The organism is Pseudomonas sp. GW821-FHT04C07 (assembly GCF_059420325.1).
The window spans coordinates 40,894-62,504 of record NZ_JBWKTM010000010.1; the positions used below are offsets into that span (position 1 = coordinate 40,894).

Genomic DNA, 21,611 nt, shown 5'->3' on the forward strand with positions numbered 1-21,611 from the left:
TATTCTTCGAATAAAATCAAGATCTCACGACATATCCTGCTGCCTTGCAATATTGTGATTACGTCTAAATATATTGACCGGGTCATATTTCTTCTTTGTCGTGAATAACTTACCTTCATCACTTACAAAAACCAACTTACTATTTCTTTCTTCGCCAGATGTATAGTTCGAATATGAAGAATATCCCCTCCCATATATTATGGAGTCTGCTGCTTCTTTAACCCACCCTATGTACATAGAGTCGTCACTTAAAGACGTCCATCGGGCAGAAAATAGAATGCCATACTCTTTATCCACCAGCGGAAATGCCGACTCTCCGGGTCGTTGCTGCCTCCGAGACGGGTTAAAATGCTCGATAGTTATACTGCAACTTGAACCTGGCATCTTCGCCCCCCATGCCAATAGCAAATGCGATATATCTGCCCCCATGACTTCAGGACATACTGACTTCCAGTACCCTCTCATCGGCGGTAAAAATCGTTCGTCAGACCAAGACTGCCATGACACATAATCATCCGTCATAAACGCATGCTTTATATTTGGACCCAAATGCTCCTCTAACTTTTTTATTTCCAGGAGATCGGCTGAACCACTTAGACAAAAATCAATGGAAAGTCTACGCCCTCCCTTGACTCCCGACTGCTGTAGCACGGGAGCAACAACCAAATTTGGCGGACAATGTTTATCTAGATAAACAATTAGCTTATTAAAAACATCTTTGATATTGCTATCAAACACCTCTATTGTTCCGCAATAGACAGAGGGCAGCCTCGATAAGCTATACCGGAATTCAAGCACTACACCAAAATTCCCTCCCCCACCCCGGAGTGCCCACAACAAATCTTCATGGCCCGGATCTTCAGCTCTGACGATAGCCCCCGTAGCCAAAAGTACATCCGCACCCACTAAGCTTTCACAAGTAAATCCGAGCGTGCCCAGAAGCCATCCAATCCCTCCCCCTAAGGTCAATCCAGCAATTCCTGTATCACTCACCGTGCCGGTAGGTATTACAAATCCTCTATTGCAAAGTGCATGATCCACATCACTTAAACGAGCACCTGGAAATACACTTGCAATACCTTTTGCCTCATCAACCACGACATCTCTGTAAGGTGAAAAATCAAGAAGTATTCCTCCTTGTGTAGTACCAAACCCTGCAATATGATGTCCGCCGCCCCTGATCGCGAGTTCAATATTATTGAATCCCACAAAACTAACAAGCTCTCTCAACGCCGAACGGTTCATGGTTCGAACGATCATCAGTGGATAGAGGTCATGCATTCGATTATAGACCTGCCTCACCTCTTCATAGGCACAGTCGCCAGGAAATAGAATACTGACATCCTTGTACTTGCTCAAAAGAGATTTTCCAAAGTCACAGTTATTCATCGATACGAGGCCACGCACTAAACTTCCAAAACCCGCATGAACTACTCATCATGTAACTCCTATGCAACCAAATTATGCCTACCCCTTGAATCCTAGTAATCCGATACATCGATGTAAAGCTCATCGAGCCCTGTACTGTCCATCTAAATATTTCCAGCCATACTGCCACCATCCAATAGTGACGTCATTACTTCCTTGTAGCTGTAGGATTTCCGCCCTAGGCCAATCATCCATACCCCGCATCAAGCTATTTATTATTTCATCACTTTTCGCGCACAAACAATTTTGCCTTTATGCATAACATAGAGCGTTAGATTACTTTCAAACTATTTCTCCACACCCCCACCCCATCAGCATTTCAAAATCGTCACATTGAAACAACTGAACACAGTTATGTAGCCGAGCACGATACCAATGGCACTTTTTGACAGAGCATCTTTAGCGCAAGATAACTACTTTGTTTCAAAAGAGTTTCGTATAGAACATGGCGGGCGCTCCATAGGAACGGACGGGGTCAACGCGAAAAAGTGGAACGCCTCAAGGAGCAGATGCTCTATAACTGAATACAGCTTCCTGTCGTGCGATCCGCTCTTGGTGCGCGACCTTTCTCACTGCCTATGAGGTTTCCCATGACCGTTACCGTCAATACCGAATCCAGCGAAGGCTTTCGTCACAGCATCCAGATCGACGACCATCAACTTTTCACCGACCTGCCCAAGGCCCAGGGCGGCGAGAGTTCCGCGCCAGAGCCCCACGATTACTTCGACGCCGCGCTGGGTGCCTGTAAAGCCCTGACCCTCAAGTTCTACGCGCAAAAGAAAGGCATCCCGCTGACCGGGGTCACCGTCGAAGTCAAACATGACAACAGCCAGGAACAGAAAGGCAAATACGCCCTGCAGGTCAAACTTACCCTCAAGGGAGTGCTCACCGACGCTCAGCGCGAAGAACTGCATCGTGTGGCTGATCGCTGCCCGGTGCACAAGCTGATGACTACCAGCGAAGTCACCATCGAGACCCTGTTATCGGAAGGCGCTTTCAGCCAGTAGCGGCAGGTGCCGTCGCAGCGGGTTATGCTCTGTCGTATAACCCGCTGAGCCTGGAACGCACCATGAACACACTGATCGTGATCCGCCCGCGTACCGAGGATGTCGAAGGACAACCGATCCTGCGCCCGCTGCCTTCGGCCAAGTGCCGCAGCGTCGGCCCTTTCGTGTTTTTCGACCACATGCTCAAAACCCGCTATCCGGCAGGCAAAGGCATGAACATCCGTCAGCATCCGCATATCGGCCTGTCCACGCTGACCTACCTGTTCGAAGGGGAAATCCAGCACAAGGACAGCCTCGGCTCGGATCAGCGGGTGAAACAGGGTGACGTCAGCTGGATGACTGCCGGCAGCGCCATCGCCCATGTCGAACGCACCCCCGAATCACTCAAGGCCAGCGGCTTCAGCATGCACGGCTTGCAAATCTGGCTGGCCTCCCCGAAAGAACACGAACAAGGTCCGGGCCATTATAGCCATTACCCGGCCGACAGCCTGCCGACCAGCGACAACCTCGGAGTGAAGATCCGGATGATTGCCGGTACAGGCTTTTGCCTGGAATCACCGGTACCGGTGCTCTCCCCTACGCTGTACGCCGAACTGCACCTGCAAACGGCGACAACCTTGTTGATCCCCAACGAACATGAAGAGCGCGCGCTGTATGTGCTCGACGGTGACGCACAATTGAACGGCGAGCCTGTTGAAAAACACTCACTGGTGGTTTTACCGGTCGGAGAAGTCATGACCCTGTTCGCGGAAAGCGATTGTCATGCGGTGCTGTTTGGCGGCGCCCCAATGGACGGGCCCCGCCGGATCAACTGGAACTTCGTTGCCAGTGACCCGGCCCTGATCGACCAGGCCCGCGCACGCTGGGCGGCCGGGGATTGGCCGACGGTGCCGGGTGAGAGTGAGCGGATTGAGCTGCCCGTGGGGCGGAGCAAACCGACTCCGCTCTGACGATGATGATGAAGATGAAGATGAAGATCGTTCCCACGCTCTGCGTGGGAATGCCGCCATGGACGCTCCGCGTCCGCTTCTGAAGCTGTGACGCAGAGCGTCACGGGATGCATTCCCACGCGGAGCGTGGGAACGATCAGCGGTTGCCAGGTCAGCCCTTGAACACTTCATCCAGCAAGTTGTGCATCGATACAAATGCCCGCTTCGCGGTCTTGGCGTCGTACATCATCTTGCCCGGCACATTGGCATGAGGATCAGTGAAGGAATGCACTGCGCCACCGTAGCTGAGCAGTTGCCAGTCGACGCCGGCTGCATTCATCTCATCTTCGAAAGCTGGCAGTTGCTCTTTGGCCACCAATGGATCGCAGGCGCCGTGAAGCACCAGCACCGAACCTTTGATGTTCTTGGCATCCGCCGGATTCGGCGTATCCAGCGTGCCGTGGAACGACACCGCCGCTTTCAACGGCGCGCCTGTGCGGGCCAGTTCCAGCGAGCAGCAACCACCGAAACAGAAACCGAACGCCGCCAATTTCGAGGCATCAACTGCTGCTTCGCCCTGATATTGCAGAGCCTCGAACGCCGCCTGCATACGCTTGCGCAGCAAGGCCCGGTCATTCTTCAACGGCATCATCGCCGCGCCCGCCTCGTCTGCATTTTTTGGACGAACTGACTGACCATAAAGGTCAGCAATCAACACCACATAACCTTTGGCGGCCACAGACTCGGCAATCTTTTCGGCCCCCGTGCTGACGCCCATCCAGTTCGGCGCCATCAACAGGCCCGGGCGTACGCCGTCATGGCTGGTATCGAACACCAGACGGCTTTCATAGGTTTGGCCATCGACCTGATAGACCACGGAACGAATAGTGACTTGGCTCATTTCAGACTCCCGACAGGAACACCCCCAGAATAAAAAAACCCGCTGCGAAGCGGGTTTTTTTTACAACTTTGTTAAACCGACAGCTCAACCAGCAGCTTGTTTAACCGGCGCACATAGGCGGCCGGGTCTTTCAAGCTGTCACCGGCTGCCAGGGCGGCCTGATCGAAGAGGATGTGCGACAGATCGCCGAAACGCTCTTCGCTCTGCTCGTTGTCGAGCTTGCCGATCAACGGGTGAGTCGGGTTGAATTCGAAGATTGGCTTGGAGTCCGGGACTTTCTGGCCGCTGGCTTCGAGAATCTGACGCATCTGCATGCCCAGGTCCTGCTCACCAATGGCCAGGATCGCCGGGGAATCGGTCAGACGATGGGAAACCCGTACTTCGCTGACAGCTTCGCCCAAAGCGGTTTTGATGCGATCGACCAGACCTTCTTTGGTCTTGGCGACTTCTTCGGCAGCCTTCTTGTCCTCCTCCGAGTCCAGGTTGCCCAGGTCCAGATCACCGCGCGCCACGTCGACAAAGCTCTTGCCGTCGAAATCGCTGAGGTAGCTCATCAGCCACTCATCGATACGGTCGGTGAGCAGCAACACTTCGATGCCTTTCTTGCGGAAGACCTCCAGGTGCGGGCTGTTCTTGACGGCTTCGTACTTCTCACCCGTCAGGTAGTAAATCTTGTCCTGACCTTCCTTGGCGCGAGCCAGGTATTCGGTCAGGGCAACCACTTGCTCGCCGCCTTCTTCTTGAGTCGACGCGAAACGCAACAGACCGGCGATTTTCTCTTTGTTGGCGAAGTCTTCAGCCGGGCCTTCTTTCATGACCTGACCGAAGTTCTTCCAGAAGCCTTTGTATTGCTCGGGCTCGTTCTTCGCCAGTTTGTCCAGCATGTCGAGAACGCGCTTGGTCAGCGCCGACTTCATGGAGTCGATGATCGGGTCTTTCTGCAGGATTTCCCGCGACACGTTCAGCGACAGATCGTTGGAGTCGACCACGCCTTTGATGAAGCGCAGGTACAGCGGCAGGAACGACTCAGCCTGATCCATGACGAATACGCGCTGCACATACAGCTTCAGGCCACGTGGCGCCTCACGCTGATACAGGTCGAACGGAGCACGGCCCGGCACATAAAGCAGTGAGCTGTATTCCAGCTTGCCTTCAACCTTGTTGTGGCTCCAGCTCAGCGGGTTCTCGAAATCGTGGGCAACGTGCTTGTAAAACTCCTGGTATTCCGCCTCCGTAACTTCAGTGCGAGGGCGAGTCCACAGAGCACTGGCGCGGTTGACGGTTTCCCATTCAAGCGCTGGCCGCTCTGCACCATCTAGAGTTTCGCCTTCAGCAGCAGCCTGCTCTTTAGGCAGCTCGATCGGCAAGGCAATGTGGTCGGAGTACTTCTTGACGATGTTGCGCAGACGCCAGCCATCAGCGAATTCGTTTTCACCGGATTTCAGGTGCAACACGATGCGGGTACCGCGGTCGGCTTTCTCGAGGGTAGCGACTTCGAATTCGCCTTCGCCCCTGGACGACCAATGCACGCCTTCGCTGGCAGCGAGGCCGGCACGACGGCTGAACACATCGACTTTATCGGCAACGATGAAGGCGGAGTAGAAACCGACGCCGAACTGACCGATCAGGTGCGAGTCTTTCTTCTGATCGCCCGAGAGGTGTTTCATGAAATCGGCAGTGCCCGACTTGGCGATGGTCCCCAGGTGGGTGATCACATCTTCGCGGCTCATACCGATACCGTTGTCTTCGAGGGTGACGGTTTTCGCGTCCTTGTCGAAGCTCACACGGATTTTCAGTTCGGCGCCGCCTTCCAGCAAGTCAGGCCTGGACAGCGCTTCGAAACGTAATTTGTCGACCGCGTCAGAGGCGTTCGAGATCAATTCGCGAAGGAAAATTTCCTTGTTGGAATACAACGAATGGATCATGAGGTGCAGCAGTTGCTTCACCTCGGTCTGGAAGCCCAGGGTTTCCTTTTGAGTTTCCACGCTCATGGTCATCAAACTCCAATTGGATGGCATTGGCCGCGCCCCGGAGGGTTGGCGGCGGGATGTCATCAAAGTTGGGGGCTAAGACGGAGATTTCAAGGGCGCGGGCGCGACAGAGGAAACAACCAACGTCGCGCCCTGACTTTCTTCAATCTTGAAATGCGCCCGCGCCGTAGCGATAGGCTCTGCCTCAGCGCTTTGCCAGGCGGTGATCGCCACGTTGGCCACCCGTCGCCCCTGACGGCAGACCTGGCATTTGGCATAGGTATCGCGAAACTGCCCGGCGCGCAGATAGTCGAGGGAGAAGTCGATAATCTTCGGTACTCCGGGAGACCCGGTGAAGACCAGTAAATGCAACGTCGCGGCCAACTCCATGAAACCGGCAATCACCCCTCCATGAATGGCTGGCAATAACGGGTTACCAATATTGTCTTTGTTGGCCGGCAGGCAAAACAGCAACTCATCGCCCAGGCGCGAGCACTCGACACCGATCAACCTGGCGTAGGGGATCAGCTCCAGCAGCGCGGCGTAATCACCTTGCGCATGAGCCTGCTGCAATTGTGCCTTGAAATTGTCCGTCATACCGCACCGCCACTGATTGCACCGCCAAAGCCTTTTGTTCCTTTGATGCCCTTGCCCATGCGCATAAAGGTCCCCACCACATGGGCAATTGGATGTTCAGGGTCATGCTGATAGGCAAAACCTCGAGCGAATATCACGTCGGTCGTCACTCGATAGCACTGGGCAAAACCATAGACATCCTTATGCGGCTCGGCCGGATGCATATAGTCGATGCGCAGGTCCAGGGTCGGACAGACCTCGAACTCCTGCAACACGCATAAGGTAGCCATGCCACAGGCTGTATCCATCAACGACGTCAATGCCCCGCCGTGAATCACGCCGGTTTGCGGGTTTCCGACAATTTGCGGACTGTAGGGCAATATCAACGTAATGCCGTCCGTCGAGGCGCTGTGAATGCTAAGCCCCAGCACCTGGCAATGACGCAGGGCCGACAGAAAGCGCGTCGCGCGCTCAAAAATGGGGTTTTGCGCCATTCGAATAACTCTCTTGTTAGTGTCGAAACGTTGCAATTAATGAACCACGTAAAAGTTCCATAACAAGGGCGCTTAATATATCTGTGCATTTCAAGGAACTTAATCCGTGGAGATGTGCTCGAAAGGCCAGAAGATATCTTCACTAAGGAGAAACACCCCATGCGTAAGACTTTAGCTATTGCCTTGATGTTGACCGCGACCCTCGGTCTCGCTGCCTGCGGTAAAAAAACCGAGGACAAAGCTCAAGCAACCATCCAACCTGCTGAACAAGCCCAGCAGAAAATGAGCGAAGCTCAGGATAAAGTGAACGAGGCGGCGAAAGAAAACGCCGATGCTGCCAAAAATCAGGCTGATTCCAACAAAGCAGCTACCGACGCGGCCGCTCCAGCAGCGACGCCTAAGACCTACTAATCCGGTTTTAGCGCTTCAAACGTAAAGCCCGCCTGGTGCGGGCTTTACTTTGTCCAAAAAAACTCAAACCAATACAGTGCGAAAGGTCGGACTAAGCATCAATAACAACGAACACACTAACCCGACAAACCAGACCAGACTGCGCTGCCAGGCCTGATCCGCCCAATAGCACAATAAGTAAATGACTCGCGCGATCACAAAGATGATCGCCAACCAGTCGATCAGCCATCCCGCCATCTGCGTGACATGCGCCATCAACACCCCCACCGAAAACAATATGAAGGCTTCAAAACTGTTCTGATGTGCCGCCACTGCGCGTGCACCAAAGCCCGTGAGCTGTGCCTGTTGAGTGCGAGGCAAATGGTTGTTGTAACCGCCCTGCTCTTTCATTGCCCTGGCTACTGGCATACGCGCCACGAAAATCAGCAGCGCACTGATAAACACACACCAGAACGGGATACTCATCAGCTCATCTCCTTGCTCACCTCAGGCAATGGCACCTCTGTAGGGGTATAGACCATGACGTCCAATACGTCGGAATGAAATTCCCGGCGATACAACACCAGCACCACACCGGCACTCATCAACATGAACAGCCAGGGACTGACGAACCAGGCCAGCATGGTCATCCCGAAATAATAAGAACGCAGCCCGAAGTTGAACTGGTTGGCCGCCATGGAAATCACCCGCGCCGCACGCATGGCAAAGGCTTTGCGCTCCAGTTCGGACACATGTCGCTCGCCAATCATCGGCGCCGAGCCGATCAGGATCGCCGCGAAGTTGTACTGACGCATGCACCAGCTGAACGTAAAGAAGGCATAGACAAATACCATCGCCAGGCACAACAGCTTGATCTCCGACATCCCCTGAGAAGCCTGCTGCACCATCGGAATATCCGCCAGCAGCGACAGCGCTCGCTCGGAAGCGCCGAGCACGGTGAGAATGCCGGCCAGGATGATCAATGTGCTGGAGGCAAAGAACGAGGCGTTGCGCTCCAGATTGCCGATCACACTGGCGTCGGCGATGCGGTTGTCGCGCAATAGCATGCGGCGCATCCAGTCTTCCCGGTACAGGTGCAGCACGCTGGCCAGACACGCCGTATCACGGCCCTTCCAGGTCGCGTAACGGGTGTAGCCGCCCCAGCAGATGACGAACCAGAGCGCGGCGAGGATGTGAATCAAATTGGCTTGAACGAACGACATGCAGGTCCTTGTGAGGTATCGGTAGAAACGAAAACGGCAGGAGCGAGCTTGCTCCGGGCGGCGATCCGACGATAGCGGACTTGTCATCAATATCACTATTGATATGTTATGCCCTCATCGCGAGCAAGCCCGCTTGCACACTGCTTCGACGTTAGCTCAAGGAAAAAGACACCGCCCCTCGCCCATAAAAAATGCCCCGTATCGATTGATACAGGGCATTTCCATTTTTTTCAGCGCGCTGCTCAAAGCCCGCTTGTGGCGGGCGCTGGAAACTTAAGCCAAAGCTTCGCTGCGTTTACCCAACAGACGGTCGAAGACCACTGCGGCCACCAGGGTGATCACCGAAGGCACCAGCCACGCCAGACCTTGCTCGCTCAATGGCAGGTGCGACAGCTGGGTTGGCATCCAGTCAGCCAGGCCTGCGCCTTTCAAGGCGTCGATCATGCCGAACAGGAACGACACCAGCATCACCGGGCCAACGATGCGCCCCTGCTCTTGCCAGAAGTCCTTGCAGAAGCTCAGAGCGACCAAGGCAATGCACGGCGGGTAGATCGCCGTCAGCACCGGAATGGAGAACTGGATCAGCTTGGTCAGGCCCAGGTTAGACACCAGCAACGAGAACGCCGCCAGGATAATCACCAGGGCCTTGTAGGACAGTGGCAGCACCCGGCTGAAGTATTCGGCGCAGGCGCAGGTCAGACCAACCGCCGTTACCAGGCACGCCAGGGAGATCAACACCGCGAGGAAGCCGCTGCCCAGGGAGCCGAAGGTGTGCTGCACATAAGCATGCAATACCGCCGCGCCATTGGTTGCGCCAGCGGCGACTTCGTGGCTGCCAGAGCCCAGACGGAACAGGCTGATATACACCAGCGCCAGACCCACACCGGCAATCAGGCCGGCAATGATCGCGTAACGGGTGATCAAGCGTGGCGACTCCACGCCACGGGAGCGAATGGCGTTCACGATGACGATACCGAACACCAGAGCGCCCAAGGTGTCCATGGTCAGGTAACCATTGATGAAGCCTTGAGAGAACGGCGCGGCAACATACTCAGGGGTTGCAGTACCGATGTCACCAGCCGGCAAGGCAAAAGCAGCTATGCCCAGCACGGCCAATGCGATGATCTTCAACGGTGCCAGGAAACGCCCCACGGTATCCAGCAGACGGCCTGGATACAGCGAAATGAAGAACACCAACAGGAAATACACCGAGCTGTAGAGGAACAACCCCAGCGGGCTCTCACCAGTCAGCGGCGCCAGACCCACTTCGAAGGACACGGTTGCGGTGCGCGGCGTGGCGAACAATGGACCGACTGCCAGGTAGCACGCGGCGGCCAACAGACCACCGGCGACTTTACCAATCGGGCTGCTCAAAGCATCCATCGCACCACCGACCTTTGCCAGTGCGACGACGGTGATCACCGGCAAACCGACTGCGGTGATCAGAAAACCCAGCGCTGCCATCCAGACATGAGGCCCGGACTGCAAACCGACGATTGGTGGGAAGATGATATTGCCAGCCCCTACGAACAGGGCAAACGTCATAAAACCAAGTGCCAGGATGTCCTGGCCTTTCAACACTTTCATTAAGGAAATACCACACTACTGAATCGGAATTTAGAGAGGGATTTCCCTATGGATGAGGGAAATGCTGTCGGTCCGTATGAGACTGACCCGTTTGGCGTGCAGCTTCCTTGTGGGACGCAGACGCAAAAATGGCTGCTAGCCTAACGAATTTGCACGACAAACGCACTGTTAGGGGGCGAACTATCCGATCTGCGACATTTTCATGTCGCGTTTTTGCATGTGACTGGTTTGTGCCTGCAAGTAGATCGTTCCCAAGCTCTGCGTGGGAATGCATCCCGTGACGCTCTGCGTCACATTCAAAGGCGGAAGGAGCGTCCCCGGCGTCCCCACGCGGGAGCGTGGGAACGATCAGACATGCCTGGCGCACAACGACAAAGGCCACCCGAAGGTGGCCTTTGTCTGGTGGAGCGTCAGCTAAGCGCGAGGCTTACTTGACAGCCCAGCCAGTCAGCTCGGCCAGGGCCTTGCCGATGTCTGCCAGCGAACGCACGGTTTTAACGCCTGCGTCTTGCAGAGCAGCGAATTTCTCGTCTGCAGTGCCTTTGCCGCCAGAGATGATTGCGCCAGCATGGCCCATGCGCTTGCCCGCAGGAGCAGTCACACCAGCGATGTAGGAAACAACCGGCTTGGTCACGTGTGCCTTGATGTAGGCAGCCGCTTCTTCTTCAGCCGAACCGCCGATCTCACCGATCATGACGATCGCTTCGGTCTTCGGGTCTTCCTGGAACAGCTTCAGGATGTCGATGAAGTTGGAGCCCGGGATCGGGTCACCACCGATGCCGACGCAAGTCGACTGACCGAAACCGGCGTCAGTAGTCTGCTTCACAGCTTCGTAAGTCAGGGTGCCGGAACGCGAAACGATACCGACCTTGCCTGGCAAGTGAATGTGACCTGGCATGATGCCGATCTTGCATTCGCCTGGAGTGATCACGCCTGGGCAGTTAGGACCGATCAGGATCACACCCAGTTCGTCGCACTTGACCTTGGCATCAAGCATGTCGAGGGTCGGGATGCCTTCGGTGATGCAAACGATCAGCTTGATGCCGCCGAACGCTGCTTCAAGGATGGAATCCTTGCAGAAAGGAGCTGGAACGTAGATCACGCTGGCGGTGGCGCCAGTGGCTGCTACAGCGTCTTTCACAGTGTTGAAGACAGGCAGGTCCAGGTGAGTGGTGCCGCCTTTGCCTGGAGTTACGCCGCCAACCATCTTGGTGCCGTACTCGATGGCTTGCTGGGTGTGGAAACTACCTTGCGAACCGGTAATACCCTGGCAGATAACTTTGGTGTCTTTATTGATCAGGACGCTCATTACTTGCCCTCCGCAGCTTTAACAACTTGTTGAGCAGCGTCGGTCAGGCTGGTAGCAGCGATGATGTTCAAACCGCTTTCTGCCAATACTTTAGCGCCCAGCTCAGCGTTGTTGCCTTCAAGGCGAACAACAACCGGGATTTTCACGCCGACTTCTTTCACTGCGCCGATGATGCCTTCGGCAATCATGTCGCAACGAACGATGCCGCCGAAGATGTTGACCAATACTGCAGCGACGTTAGTGTCGGACAGGATGATCTTGAACGCTTCGGTAACGCGTTCTTTGGTAGCACCGCCGCCCACGTCGAGGAAGTTGGCTGGTTTGCCGCCATGCAGGTTGACGATGTCCATGGTGCCCATGGCCAGGCCAGCACCGTTGACCATGCAACCGATGTTACCTTCCAGTGCTACGTAGTTCAGTTCGAACTTGGCAGCGTGCGCTTCGCGCGGATCGTCTTGCGACGGATCGTGGAAAGTCTTCAGCTTAGGCTGACGGTACATTGCGTTGGCGTCGATGTTGATCTTGGCATCGAGGCAGTGCAGGTCGCCGTCAGCCTTGATTACCAGCGGGTTCACTTCCAGCAGAGCCAGGTCGTGATCCTTGAACAGCTTGGCCAGACCAACGAAGATCTTGGCGAACTGAGCAACTTGCTTACCTTCCAGACCCAGCTGGAATGCCAGCTCGCGACCCTGGAATGGCTGAGCGCCAACCAGTGGATCGATAGTGGCCTTGAGAATTTTCTCAGGGGTGTCGTGAGCGATTTTCTCGATGTCCACGCCACCTTCGGTGGAAGCCATGAACACGATGCGACGGCTCGAACGGTCAACGACAGCGCCCAGGTACAGCTCTTTAGCGATATCAGTGCACGATTCAACCAGGATCTTGGTGACTGGCTGACCGTTGGCATCAGTCTGGTAAGTCACCAGACGCTTGCCCAACCACTGTTGAGCGAATGCTTTGGCGTCTTCTTTGCTGCGAACCAGCTTGACGCCGCCCGCTTTACCGCGACCACCAGCGTGAACCTGGGCTTTGACAACCCACTCGGTGCCGCCGATTTTGTCGCAAGCTTCTGCTGCCGCTTCCGGAGTGTCTACTGCGAAACCCTGGGATACTGGCAGGCCGTATTCAGCGAACAGCTGCTTACCCTGATACTCATGAAGATTCATGCTTATTACCGTCTTCGTTAGGTACTGCGCATTCGGTGCTGCACTCGTTCAAGTGCCGCACCACCTGTGACTGCTGCTTGCACAGTCTCGACAAACCCCAACCCCGAACGACACTAATGCCGTGCGGGGCCGGTATTGCTGAAACTACGCAAGACTGCGTCCGACCCAAATTCCGCGGTGAGTCTTGCGCACAAGGCTCACGACGGGCATTGCGCCGTGGTTTCTTATTGTCTTAACGCTTTTTGCGGTTGGCGATGTGAATGGCGCCGCCATTCACTGCCAGCGCTGCTTCGTGCAACGCTTCGGACAGGGTCGGATGGGAGAAAACCATCATGCCCAGGTCCTCGGCACTGGTGCCGAATTCCATGCCGATTGCGCCTTGCTGAACCAGCTCTGCAGCGCTCGGGCCAATCACGTGGACGCCCAATACGCGGTCAGTCTTGGCATCAGCGATGACTTTTACAAAACCGCCGGTATCGTTGGCTGCCATGGCACGACCACTGGCGGCGAACGGGAAGGTGCCGACGTTAACTTCAACGCCTTCAGCTTTCAAGGCCTGCTCGGTTTTACCGACCCACGCGATTTCCGGGTGAGTATAGATAACCGAAGGGATCAGGTCATAGTTCATCTGGGCTTTGTGGCCCTTGATGCGCTCGACAACCATGATGCCTTCTTCCGAAGCCTTGTGCGCCAACATCATGCCGCGAACCACGTCACCGATCGCGTAAACGCCCGGAACGCTGGTAGCGCACTGGTCGTCAACGAAGATGAAGCCACGCTCGTCGATGGTCACGCCGCAATCGGCAGCCAGCAGATCGGTGGTCACTGGACGGCGACCAACGGCTACGATCAGCTTGTCGAAAGTGATGGTCTGTTCGCCGTTGGCGTCGGTGTAAGTCACTACGACTTCTTCGCCGTTGACTTTGGAACCGGTGACGCGAGCGCCCAGCTTGATATCCAGACCTTGTTTGGTCAGGGTTTTCAGAGCTTCTTTGGCAACGGCGGTGTCAGCAGCCATCAGGAACGTGTCCAGGGCTTCCAGGACAGTCACTTGAGCGCCCAGACGGGACCATACCGAACCCAGTTCCAGACCGATCACGCCAGCGCCGATCACGCCCAGACGCTTTGGAACCGATTGGAATTCCAGAGCACCAGTCGAATCGACGATGACTTTCTGGTCAACCGGAGCCGGTGGAATGTCGATCGGACGCGAGCCCGACGCGAGGATCACGTTTTCGGCTTCGATGATTTCGACAGTGCCGTCAGGCTTGGTCAGTTCGACTTTCTTGCCGGCCAGCAGTTTGCCGTGGCCTTGCAGGGAAGTCACACCGTTAGCCTTGAACAGGGTGGCAACACCGGAGGTCAGGCCTTTGACGATGTTGGCCTTGCGGCCGACCATTGCTGGCACGTCCATGGTCACGCCAGCGTGATTGATGCCGTGGATAGCAAAACCATCCTGGGCTTCGTGGAATTTCCAGGAGCTGTCGAGCAGCGCCTTGGAAGGGATGCAGCCGACGTTCAGGCAAGTACCGCCAAGGGCCAGTTTGCCCTCCTGGTCGGTATATTTCTCGATGCAGGCAGTCTTGAGGCCAAGTTGCGCAGCTTTAATGGCTGCTACGTAGCCGCCAGGGCCTGCGCCAATCACTACCACGTCGAATTTCTGAGTCATGTGTCATTCCTTCTCGAATCAAACCGGACGGCCCCTTGCAGGAACCGTCGTGGGACGAAGCTAGGCATTTCAGATGGACCCGCCATCACTGGTGGGCCCAAGCAACGAAATCAGATATCCAGCAGCAGACGAGCCGGATCTTCCAGCAGGTTTTTGATGGTAACCAGGAAAGTCACAGCTTCTTTACCATCGATCAAACGGTGATCGTAGGACAGAGCCAGATACATCATAGGACGGATGACGACCTGACCGTTGATTGCCATCGGGCGCTGCAGGATGTTGTGCATGCCCAGGATAGCCGCTTGCGGCGGGTTGACGATCGGAGTCGACATCATGGAGCCGAAAGTACCACCGTTGGTGATCGTGAACGTACCACCGGTCATCTCGTCCATGGACAGCTTGCCGTCGCGGGCTTTCTTGCCGAAGGTGGCGATGCCGCCTTCGATTTCAGCCAGGCTCATCAGTTCGGCGTTACGCAGAACCGGTACCACCAGACCACGGTCGCTGGATACGGCAACACCGACGTCGGCATAGCCGTGGTAAACGATGTCTGCACCGTCGATCGAGGCGTTGACAGCCGGGAAGCGTTTCAGCGCTTCGGTGGCCGCTTTCACGAAGAACGACATGAAGCCCAGGCGTACGCCGTTGTGGGACTTCTCAAACAGGTCCTTGTACTTCGAACGCAGCGCCATGACTTCGGTCATGTCGACTTCGTTGAACGTAGTCAGCATCGCCATGTTCGACTGGGCTTCTACCAGACGCTTGGCCACGGTGGCCCGCACGCGGGTCATCGGTACGCGCTTCTCGATGCGGTCGCCAGCAGCGAACACAGGAGCAGCGGCAGCCGGAGCAGCGGCCTTGGCAGGTGCGACAGCAGGAGCAGCTTTCTTCGCAGCTACAGCAGCGACCACGTCTTCCTTGGTCACGCGACCGCCTTTACCGGTACCGGCAACACTGGCGATGTTGATGGCGTTTTCTTCTGCCAGCTTGCGGGCAGCTGGAGCTGCGACAGGATCATCTTCGCCAAATGCAGCCGGAGCAGCAGCTTGAGCGGCGGCAGGTGCAGCAGCGGCAGCCGGAGCTGCAGCAGCGCCACCTTCACCGATGGAGCCCAGAACTTCGTCGGACAGAACGGTGTCGCCTTCGTTCTTGACGATAGCGCCCAGCACGCCGTCAGCAGTGGCCAGTACTTCCAGTACGACTTTGTCGGTTTCAATGTCGACGATCAGTTCGTCACGTTTGACGGCGTCGCCCGGTTTTTTGTGCCAGGTGGCAACGGTGCCATCGGCAACCGATTCCGGGAAAGTGGGGGCTTTGATCTCGATAGCCATTATCTGTGGTTCCTTAAATTCGGTTTCAGGTGCGCGAAGGCGTTAAACAGTAAAGGCGTCTTGCAGCAGTTTTTCCTGCTGCTCAGCGTGCATCGATGCGTAACCACAAGCAGGTGCAGCAGAAGCATCGCGGCCCGCGTACTCAAGTACGAGAGACTTGTTGTGATTGCCAACGATGCGACGCATGTGGTGTTGACTGCAGTACCAGGCACCCTGGTTCATCGGCTCTTCCTGACACCAAACGATGTGTTTGAGGTTGGTGTAAGGAGCCAGGACTTCGTTCAAGTCGTCCTCAGGGAATGGGTACAGCTGCTCGATACGCACGACGGCGATGTCGTCACGACCTTCGGCACGGCGTTTTTCCAGCAGGTCGTAGTAGACCTTGCCGCTACACAGAACAATGCGCTCGACCTTTTTCGGGTCTTGAACATCGATTTCCGGGATAACGGTCTGGAACGAACCTTCGGCCAGATCCTCCAGAGTCGAGATGGCCAGCTTGTGACGCAGCAGCGACTTCGGAGTCAGGACTACCAGTGGTTTACGCAGCGGGCGAATCACCTGACGGCGCAGCAAGTGGTAGATCTGAGCTGGCGTCGTCGGCAAGCACACCTGAATGTTGTGCTCGGCGCACAGCTGCAGGTAACGCTCCAGACGAGCCGAGGAGTGCTCCGGCCCCTGACCTTCATAACCGTGCGGCAGCAGCATGGTCAGACCGCATAGACGGCCCCACTTGTGCTCGCCACTGGTGATGAACTGGTCGATAACCACTTGGGCACCGTTGGCGAAGTCGCCGAACTGGGCTTCCCAGATAACCAGGGCATTTGGAGTGGTGGTCGAGTAACCGTACTCGAACGCCAGCACCGCTTCTTCGGACAGGAACGAGTCGTACAGGTCAAAACGTGGCTGACCTTCGTACAGGTTCTGCAGTGGAATGTAGCTGCCAGCGTCTTTCTGGTTGTGCAAGACAGCGTGACGGTGCGAGAACGTACCGCGCCCGATGTCCTGACCCGTCATGCGAATCGGGTGACCTTCGAACGCCAGGGTCGCGTACGCCATGGTTTCGGCGTAACCCCAGTTGATCGGCAGGCCGCCGGCTTGCATCTTCTGACGGTCTTCGTAGATCTTGGCAACCTGGCGCTGCACCACAAAGCCTTCCGGAATTTCCAGCAGCTTGGCGGACAGTTCCTGCAAGGTTTTCAGGTCGAAGCGAGTGTCGTGACGCGCGGTCCAGGCGTGGCCCAGGTACGGACGCCAGTCCACGAACAGCTCTTTGTTCGGCTCTTTGACCAGGCTTTTCACTACGTGCAGACCGTTGTCCAGCGCGTTGCGGTATTCGTCGATTTTCGCCTGAACACGCTCTGCGTCCAGCACACCGCTCTGGGTCAGACGATCGGCATACAGCTCACGGGTAGTGCGCTGCTTGGCGATCTGCTGATACATCAGAGGCTGGGTGCCGCTTGGCTCGTCGGCCTCGTTGTGGCCGCGACGACGGTAGCAGAACATGTCGATCACCACGTCGCGCTTGAACTGCATGCGGTAGTCGATGGCCAGCTGGGTCACGAACAATACGGCTTCCGGATCATCACCATTCACATGGAGGATCGGTGCCTGGATCATTTTCGCAACGTCGGTAGCGTACTCGGTGGAGCGGGCATCCAGCGGATTGCTGATGGTGAAACCGACCTGGTTGTTGATCACCAGATGGACCGTGCCGCCAGTCTTGAAGCCGCGGGTCTGCGACATCTGGAAGGTTTCCATGACCACACCCTGACCTGCGATTGCAGCGTCACCGTGGATGGAAATCGGCAGAACCTTTTCACCGGTAGGGTCGTTACGACGATCCTGACGGGCACGAACCGAACCCTCGACCACCGGAGACACGATTTCCAGGTGGGACGGGTTGAACGCCATCGCCAGGTGAACTTCACCGCCGGTGGTCATGACGTTGGACGAGAAGCCCTGGTGATACTTAACGTCACCGGAACCCAGCTCGACCTTCTTCTTGCCTTCGAACTCGTCGAACAGCTCGCGCGGGTTCTTGCCGAAGGTGTTGACCAGCACGTTCAGACGACCACGGTGGGCCATGCCGATAACGATTTCCTTGGTGCCGTAGGAACCGGAACGCTGGATCAGCTCGTCGAGCAGAGGAATCAGGCTCTCGCCACCTTCCAGACCGAAACGCTTGGTGCCCGGGTATTTCGTGCCCAGGTATTTTTCCAGACCTTCGGCTGCAGTGACACGCTCAAGCAAGTGGCTCTTGATGTCGGCGGAATACGTTGGACGGCCACGCACGCTTTCCAGACGCTGCTGGAACCAGTGACGCTGCTCGGTATCGACGATGTGCGTAAACTCGGCGCCAATGGTGCGGCAATATGTCTGCTGCAACGCTTCGTGAATTTCGCGTAGGCTCGCTTCCTCTTTGCCGATGAACAGGTCGCCGGCACGGAAGGTCGTATCAAGATCGGCATTGGTCAAGCCGTAATGATTGATCGACAGGTCTGCAGGTGCAGGACGCTGCCACAGCCCCAGCGGGTCAAGCTGGGCTGCCTGGTGGCCACGCATACGGTAGGCCTGGATCAATCGCAGCACTTCAACTTGCTTCTTCTCGTGCTCACTGCTCACGCTGCCGGCGGAAACCGGTTGAGCGCGGCGCTGGTTCTTTGCCAGCAAGACGAAATGATCGCGGATTGTCGAGTGCGAAACATCGATGGCAGTGCTGCCGTCGGTAGGCAACTTCTGAAAGTAGGTGCGCCACTCTTCTGGCACAGCGTTAGGGTCGTGCAGGTAGAGCTCGTAGAGCTCTTCCACATAGGCAGCGTTACTACCGGATAGGTAGGCGCTGTTCCACATGCGCTGCATCACGCTTTCTTGCATGCTTGGTCACCCTCGGTTAGGGGAACACCACCGGCGAAGACACCGAGCAAACTTGAAAAAGTCCGAGTGCAGCGACCAAAACAAGCCACTTAGGATCACGCTGATAGTCCGGGTACCAGCCCGGATGCCCCTGCTTGTCTCATTTCTTCAAAATAAGAGCCACAGCTTTTTGAGCTGCCGCTCAGGTTAAAACTACGGCGCCGGTTGAAGCCTGCGCCGCAGCATTTACGGGTACAGCGGTCCTACGGTTACAACAACTGAATCAAATGCCGCTTTGCAGCAGCATGTTACGCACGTGTCCGATGGCCTTAGTCGGGTTCAGGCCTTTCGGACAAACGCTGACGCAGTTCATGATCCCGCGGCAGCGGAATACGCTGAACGGGTCATCCAGCGAAGCCAGACGCTCGGAAGTCCGGGTGTCACGGCTGTCTGCCAGGAAGCGATAAGCTTGCAGCAGCGCAGCTGGACCCAGGAACTTGTCCGGGTTCCACCAGAAGGACGGGCAAGAGGTCGAGCAGCAAGCGCACAGAATGCACTCGTACAGACCATCGAGCTTTTCACGCTCTTCTGGAGACTGCAGACGCTCGATGGCCGGAGCCGGCGTGTCGTTCTGCAGGAATGGCTTAACTTTTTCGTACTGCTTGTAGAAGATGCTCATATCGACGACCAGGTCACGGATAACCGGCAAACCTGGCAGCGGACGAACGATCAACTTGTTGCCTTTTACAACAGCAGACAGCGGCGTGACGCAGGCCAGACCGTTTTTGCCGTTGATGTTCATGCCGTCGGAGCCGCAGACACCTTCACGGCAAGAGCGACGATAGGAGAAACCTTCGTCCTGCTCTTTGATCAGGGCCAGCACGTCCAGCACCATCAGGTCTTTACCGTTGGTATTGACCTGGAATTCCTGCATGAACGGCGCGGCGTCCTGATCAGGGTTGTAACGATAAACACTGACATTCAACATATCGGCCACCCTTAATAAGTCCGAATCATTGGTTCAAAGGTCGGGACTGTTTTTGGCGAGAAGTTCACGGCACGCTTGGCAACGCGCTTCTCACCAGGGAAGTACAGGGTGTGGCACAGCCAGTTGACGTCGTCGCGATCTTCGAAGTCTTCACGGGCGTGAGCACCGCGGGACTCTTTACGGGTTTCTGCTGCAATCGCCGTAGCTTCGGCCACTTCAAGCAGGTTTTGCAGCTCGAGCGCTTCGATACGCGCAGTGTTGAACGCCTGGCTCTTGTCGTTGATCTTGACGTTGGCGATACGGCCACGCAGATCAGCCAGCTGAGCAATACCCTTCTGCATGTATTCACCGGTACGGAATACACCGAAGTAGTTCTGCATGCAGCTTTGCAGCTCTTTACGCAGGGTCGCGACATCTTCGCCTTCGGTACGCGAGTTCAGGCCATCGAGACGCGCCAGAGCAGCGTCGATGTCAGACTGGCGGGCGCGAGTGTAGTCAACGCCTTCTTTCAGGGTTTGTTCCAGGAAGAGACCGGCCGCACGACCGAACACCACCAGATCGAGTAGCGAGTTACCGCCCAGACGGTTCGCACCGTGAACCGAAACGCACGCCACTTCACCGACCGCGAACAGGCCAGGGATGATGGTATCGACGCCGCTGGCGTCCTGAGTGATCGCCTGGCCATGAATGTTGGTGGCAACGCCGCCCATCATGTAGTGGCAGGTTGGAACCACTGGAACCGGAGCAACAACCGGATCAACGTGGGCGAAAGTCTTGGACAGTTCGCAGATGCCTGGCAGACGGCTGTGCAGTACTTCTTCACCAAGGTGATCGAGTTTGAGCAGTACGTGGTCGCCGTCCGGACCACAACCGTTGCCGGCGATGATCTCTTTAACCATGGAGCGGGCTACAACGTCACGACCAGCAAGGTCTTTGGCGTTCGGAGCATAACGCTCCATGAAACGCTCACCGTGCTTGTTGATCAGGTAACCGCCTTCACCGCGGCAGCCTTCAGTAACCAGTACACCGGCGCCGGCGATGCCGGTTGGGTGGAACTGCCACATTTCGATGTCTTGTACCGGCACGCCAGCACGCAGAGCCATGCCGACGCCGTCACCGGTGTTGATCAGGGCGTTGGTGGTGGACGAGTAGATACGACCGGCACCGCCAGTCGCCAATACGGTGGCGTTAGCGCGAATGTAGGAGGTTTCACCGGTTTCGATGCAGATCGCGATGATGCCGACGAAGGCGCCATCCTGGTTTTTCACCAGATCCACTGCATAGTATTCGTTGAGGAATACGGTACCCGCTTTCAGGTTTGCCTGATAAAGAGTGTGCAGCAGTGCGTGACCGGTACGGTCGGCAGCAGCACAGGTACGGGCAGCCTGACCGCCCTTGCCGAAGTCTTTCGACTGACCGCCGAACGGACGCTGATAGATGCGGCCCTGCTCGGTACGGGAGAACGGCAAGCCCATGTGCTCGAGCTCGAAGACCGCTTCCGGACCTACGGAACACATGTATTCGATAGCGTCCTGGTCACCGATGTAGTCGGAACCCTTGACGGTATCGTACATGTGCCAGCGCCAGTCATCGTTCGGATCGGCCGAAGCGATGGCGCAGGTAATGCCACCCTGAGCGGATACGGTGTGCGAACGAGTCGGGAAAACCTTGGTGATAACGGCAGTCTTGTGACCACCTTGTGCCAGCTGCAGCGCAGCGCGCATGCCAGCACCGCCGCCGCCAATGATAATGGCGTCGAACGAAAGCGTATTAACTGTGTTAGCCATGAA

Annotated in this window: 18 protein-coding genes; 3 read left to right on the forward strand and 15 right to left on the reverse strand. The window is 56.2% G+C overall.

The features are described 5' to 3' along the window. Window positions 1–24: 24 nt before the first annotated feature. Window positions 25–1,359: an FAD-binding oxidoreductase gene (locus tag AC07UI_RS18695; RefSeq protein WP_494993906.1), complete on the reverse strand. Its 1,335-nt coding sequence runs from the start codon at window positions 1,357–1,359 to the stop codon at window positions 25–27. A gap of 659 nt (window positions 1,360–2,018) precedes the next feature. On the opposite strand from AC07UI_RS18695, the gene AC07UI_RS18700 reads away from it, so the two are divergent. Beyond that, window positions 2,019–2,435, forward strand: a complete 417-nt coding sequence (locus AC07UI_RS18700) for an OsmC family protein (RefSeq protein WP_494993907.1) — start codon at window positions 2,019–2,021, stop codon at window positions 2,433–2,435. A gap of 62 nt (window positions 2,436–2,497) precedes the next feature. Next, window positions 2,498–3,385: a pirin family protein gene (locus tag AC07UI_RS18705; protein ID WP_494993908.1), complete on the forward strand. Its 888-nt coding sequence runs from the start codon at window positions 2,498–2,500 to the stop codon at window positions 3,383–3,385. 151 nt (window positions 3,386–3,536) lie between these two features. Here the strand turns inward: AC07UI_RS18705 and AC07UI_RS18710 are convergent, their stop codons facing one another. The 4 genes from AC07UI_RS18710 to AC07UI_RS18725 all read right to left on the reverse strand — a co-directional run bounded on the left by AC07UI_RS18710 (window position 3,537) and on the right by AC07UI_RS18725 (window position 7,305). Continuing rightward, the gene (locus AC07UI_RS18710; protein ID WP_494993909.1) at window positions 3,537–4,265 is read right to left on the reverse strand and encodes a dienelactone hydrolase family protein; all 729 of its coding nucleotides are present in this window, start codon (window positions 4,263–4,265) and stop codon (window positions 3,537–3,539) included. A 71-nt stretch (window positions 4,266–4,336) separates the two neighbouring features. Further along, on the reverse strand, window positions 4,337–6,256 hold the full coding sequence (gene htpG, locus AC07UI_RS18715) for a molecular chaperone HtpG (RefSeq protein ID WP_494993910.1): 1,920 nt from the start codon (window positions 6,254–6,256) through the stop codon (window positions 4,337–4,339). A gap of 75 nt (window positions 6,257–6,331) precedes the next feature. After that, the gene (locus tag AC07UI_RS18720; RefSeq protein WP_494993911.1) at window positions 6,332–6,832 is read right to left on the reverse strand and encodes a PaaI family thioesterase; all 501 of its coding nucleotides are present in this window, start codon (window positions 6,830–6,832) and stop codon (window positions 6,332–6,334) included. Beyond that, entirely contained in the window at window positions 6,829–7,305 is a 477-nt protein-coding gene (locus AC07UI_RS18725) for a PaaI family thioesterase (RefSeq protein WP_494994078.1), read from the reverse strand. Before AC07UI_RS18725 ends, AC07UI_RS18720 begins: the two co-directional genes overlap by 4 nt. Window positions 7,306–7,464: 159 nt before the next feature. Between AC07UI_RS18725 and AC07UI_RS18730 the strand changes: the two genes are divergently transcribed. Continuing rightward, window positions 7,465–7,716 (forward strand): hypothetical protein, encoded by a 252-nt coding sequence (locus tag AC07UI_RS18730; RefSeq protein WP_494993912.1) that lies wholly within the window; start codon window positions 7,465–7,467, stop codon window positions 7,714–7,716. Window positions 7,717–7,779: 63 nt separating this feature from the next. On the opposite strand, the gene AC07UI_RS18735 is transcribed toward AC07UI_RS18730, so the two are convergent. The 10 genes from AC07UI_RS18735 to sdhA form a co-directional block, all read right to left on the reverse strand. Continuing rightward, complete coding sequence (locus AC07UI_RS18735) at window positions 7,780–8,181, reverse strand: MAPEG family protein (protein ID WP_494993913.1); 402 nt, start codon at window positions 8,179–8,181, stop codon at window positions 7,780–7,782. Then, entirely contained in the window at window positions 8,181–8,918 is a 738-nt protein-coding gene (locus AC07UI_RS18740; protein ID WP_494993914.1) for a DUF599 domain-containing protein, read from the reverse strand. The genes AC07UI_RS18735 and AC07UI_RS18740 overlap by 1 nt, the downstream gene beginning before the upstream one ends. A gap of 273 nt (window positions 8,919–9,191) precedes the next feature. Beyond that, on the reverse strand, window positions 9,192–10,505 hold the full coding sequence (gene brnQ, locus AC07UI_RS18745; protein WP_494993915.1) for a branched-chain amino acid transport system II carrier protein: 1,314 nt from the start codon (window positions 10,503–10,505) through the stop codon (window positions 9,192–9,194). Window positions 10,506–10,932: 427 nt separating this feature from the next. Continuing rightward, window positions 10,933–11,814, reverse strand: coding sequence for a succinate--CoA ligase subunit alpha (gene sucD / locus AC07UI_RS18750; protein WP_494993916.1), 882 nt, complete (start codon window positions 11,812–11,814; stop codon window positions 10,933–10,935). Further along, window positions 11,814–12,980, reverse strand: coding sequence for an ADP-forming succinate--CoA ligase subunit beta (sucC, locus tag AC07UI_RS18755; RefSeq protein WP_008148602.1), 1,167 nt, complete (start codon window positions 12,978–12,980; stop codon window positions 11,814–11,816). Before sucC ends, sucD begins: the two co-directional genes overlap by 1 nt. A 232-nt stretch (window positions 12,981–13,212) precedes the next feature. Next, complete coding sequence (gene lpdA / locus AC07UI_RS18760) at window positions 13,213–14,649, reverse strand: dihydrolipoyl dehydrogenase (RefSeq protein WP_494993917.1); 1,437 nt, start codon at window positions 14,647–14,649, stop codon at window positions 13,213–13,215. Between the two features lie 110 nt (window positions 14,650–14,759). After that, complete coding sequence (odhB, locus tag AC07UI_RS18765) at window positions 14,760–15,980, reverse strand: 2-oxoglutarate dehydrogenase complex dihydrolipoyllysine-residue succinyltransferase (RefSeq protein ID WP_494993918.1); 1,221 nt, start codon at window positions 15,978–15,980, stop codon at window positions 14,760–14,762. Window positions 15,981–16,022: 42 nt separating this feature from the next. Then, complete coding sequence (locus AC07UI_RS18770; RefSeq protein ID WP_494993919.1) at window positions 16,023–18,854, reverse strand: 2-oxoglutarate dehydrogenase E1 component; 2,832 nt, start codon at window positions 18,852–18,854, stop codon at window positions 16,023–16,025. Between the two features lie 262 nt (window positions 18,855–19,116). Next, on the reverse strand, window positions 19,117–19,821 hold the full coding sequence (locus AC07UI_RS18775; protein WP_494993920.1) for a succinate dehydrogenase iron-sulfur subunit: 705 nt from the start codon (window positions 19,819–19,821) through the stop codon (window positions 19,117–19,119). 11 nt (window positions 19,822–19,832) lie between these two features. Further along, window positions 19,833–21,608 (reverse strand): succinate dehydrogenase flavoprotein subunit, encoded by a 1,776-nt coding sequence (gene sdhA, locus AC07UI_RS18780; RefSeq protein WP_494993921.1) that lies wholly within the window; start codon window positions 21,606–21,608, stop codon window positions 19,833–19,835. Window positions 21,609–21,611: the final 3 nt, after the last annotated feature.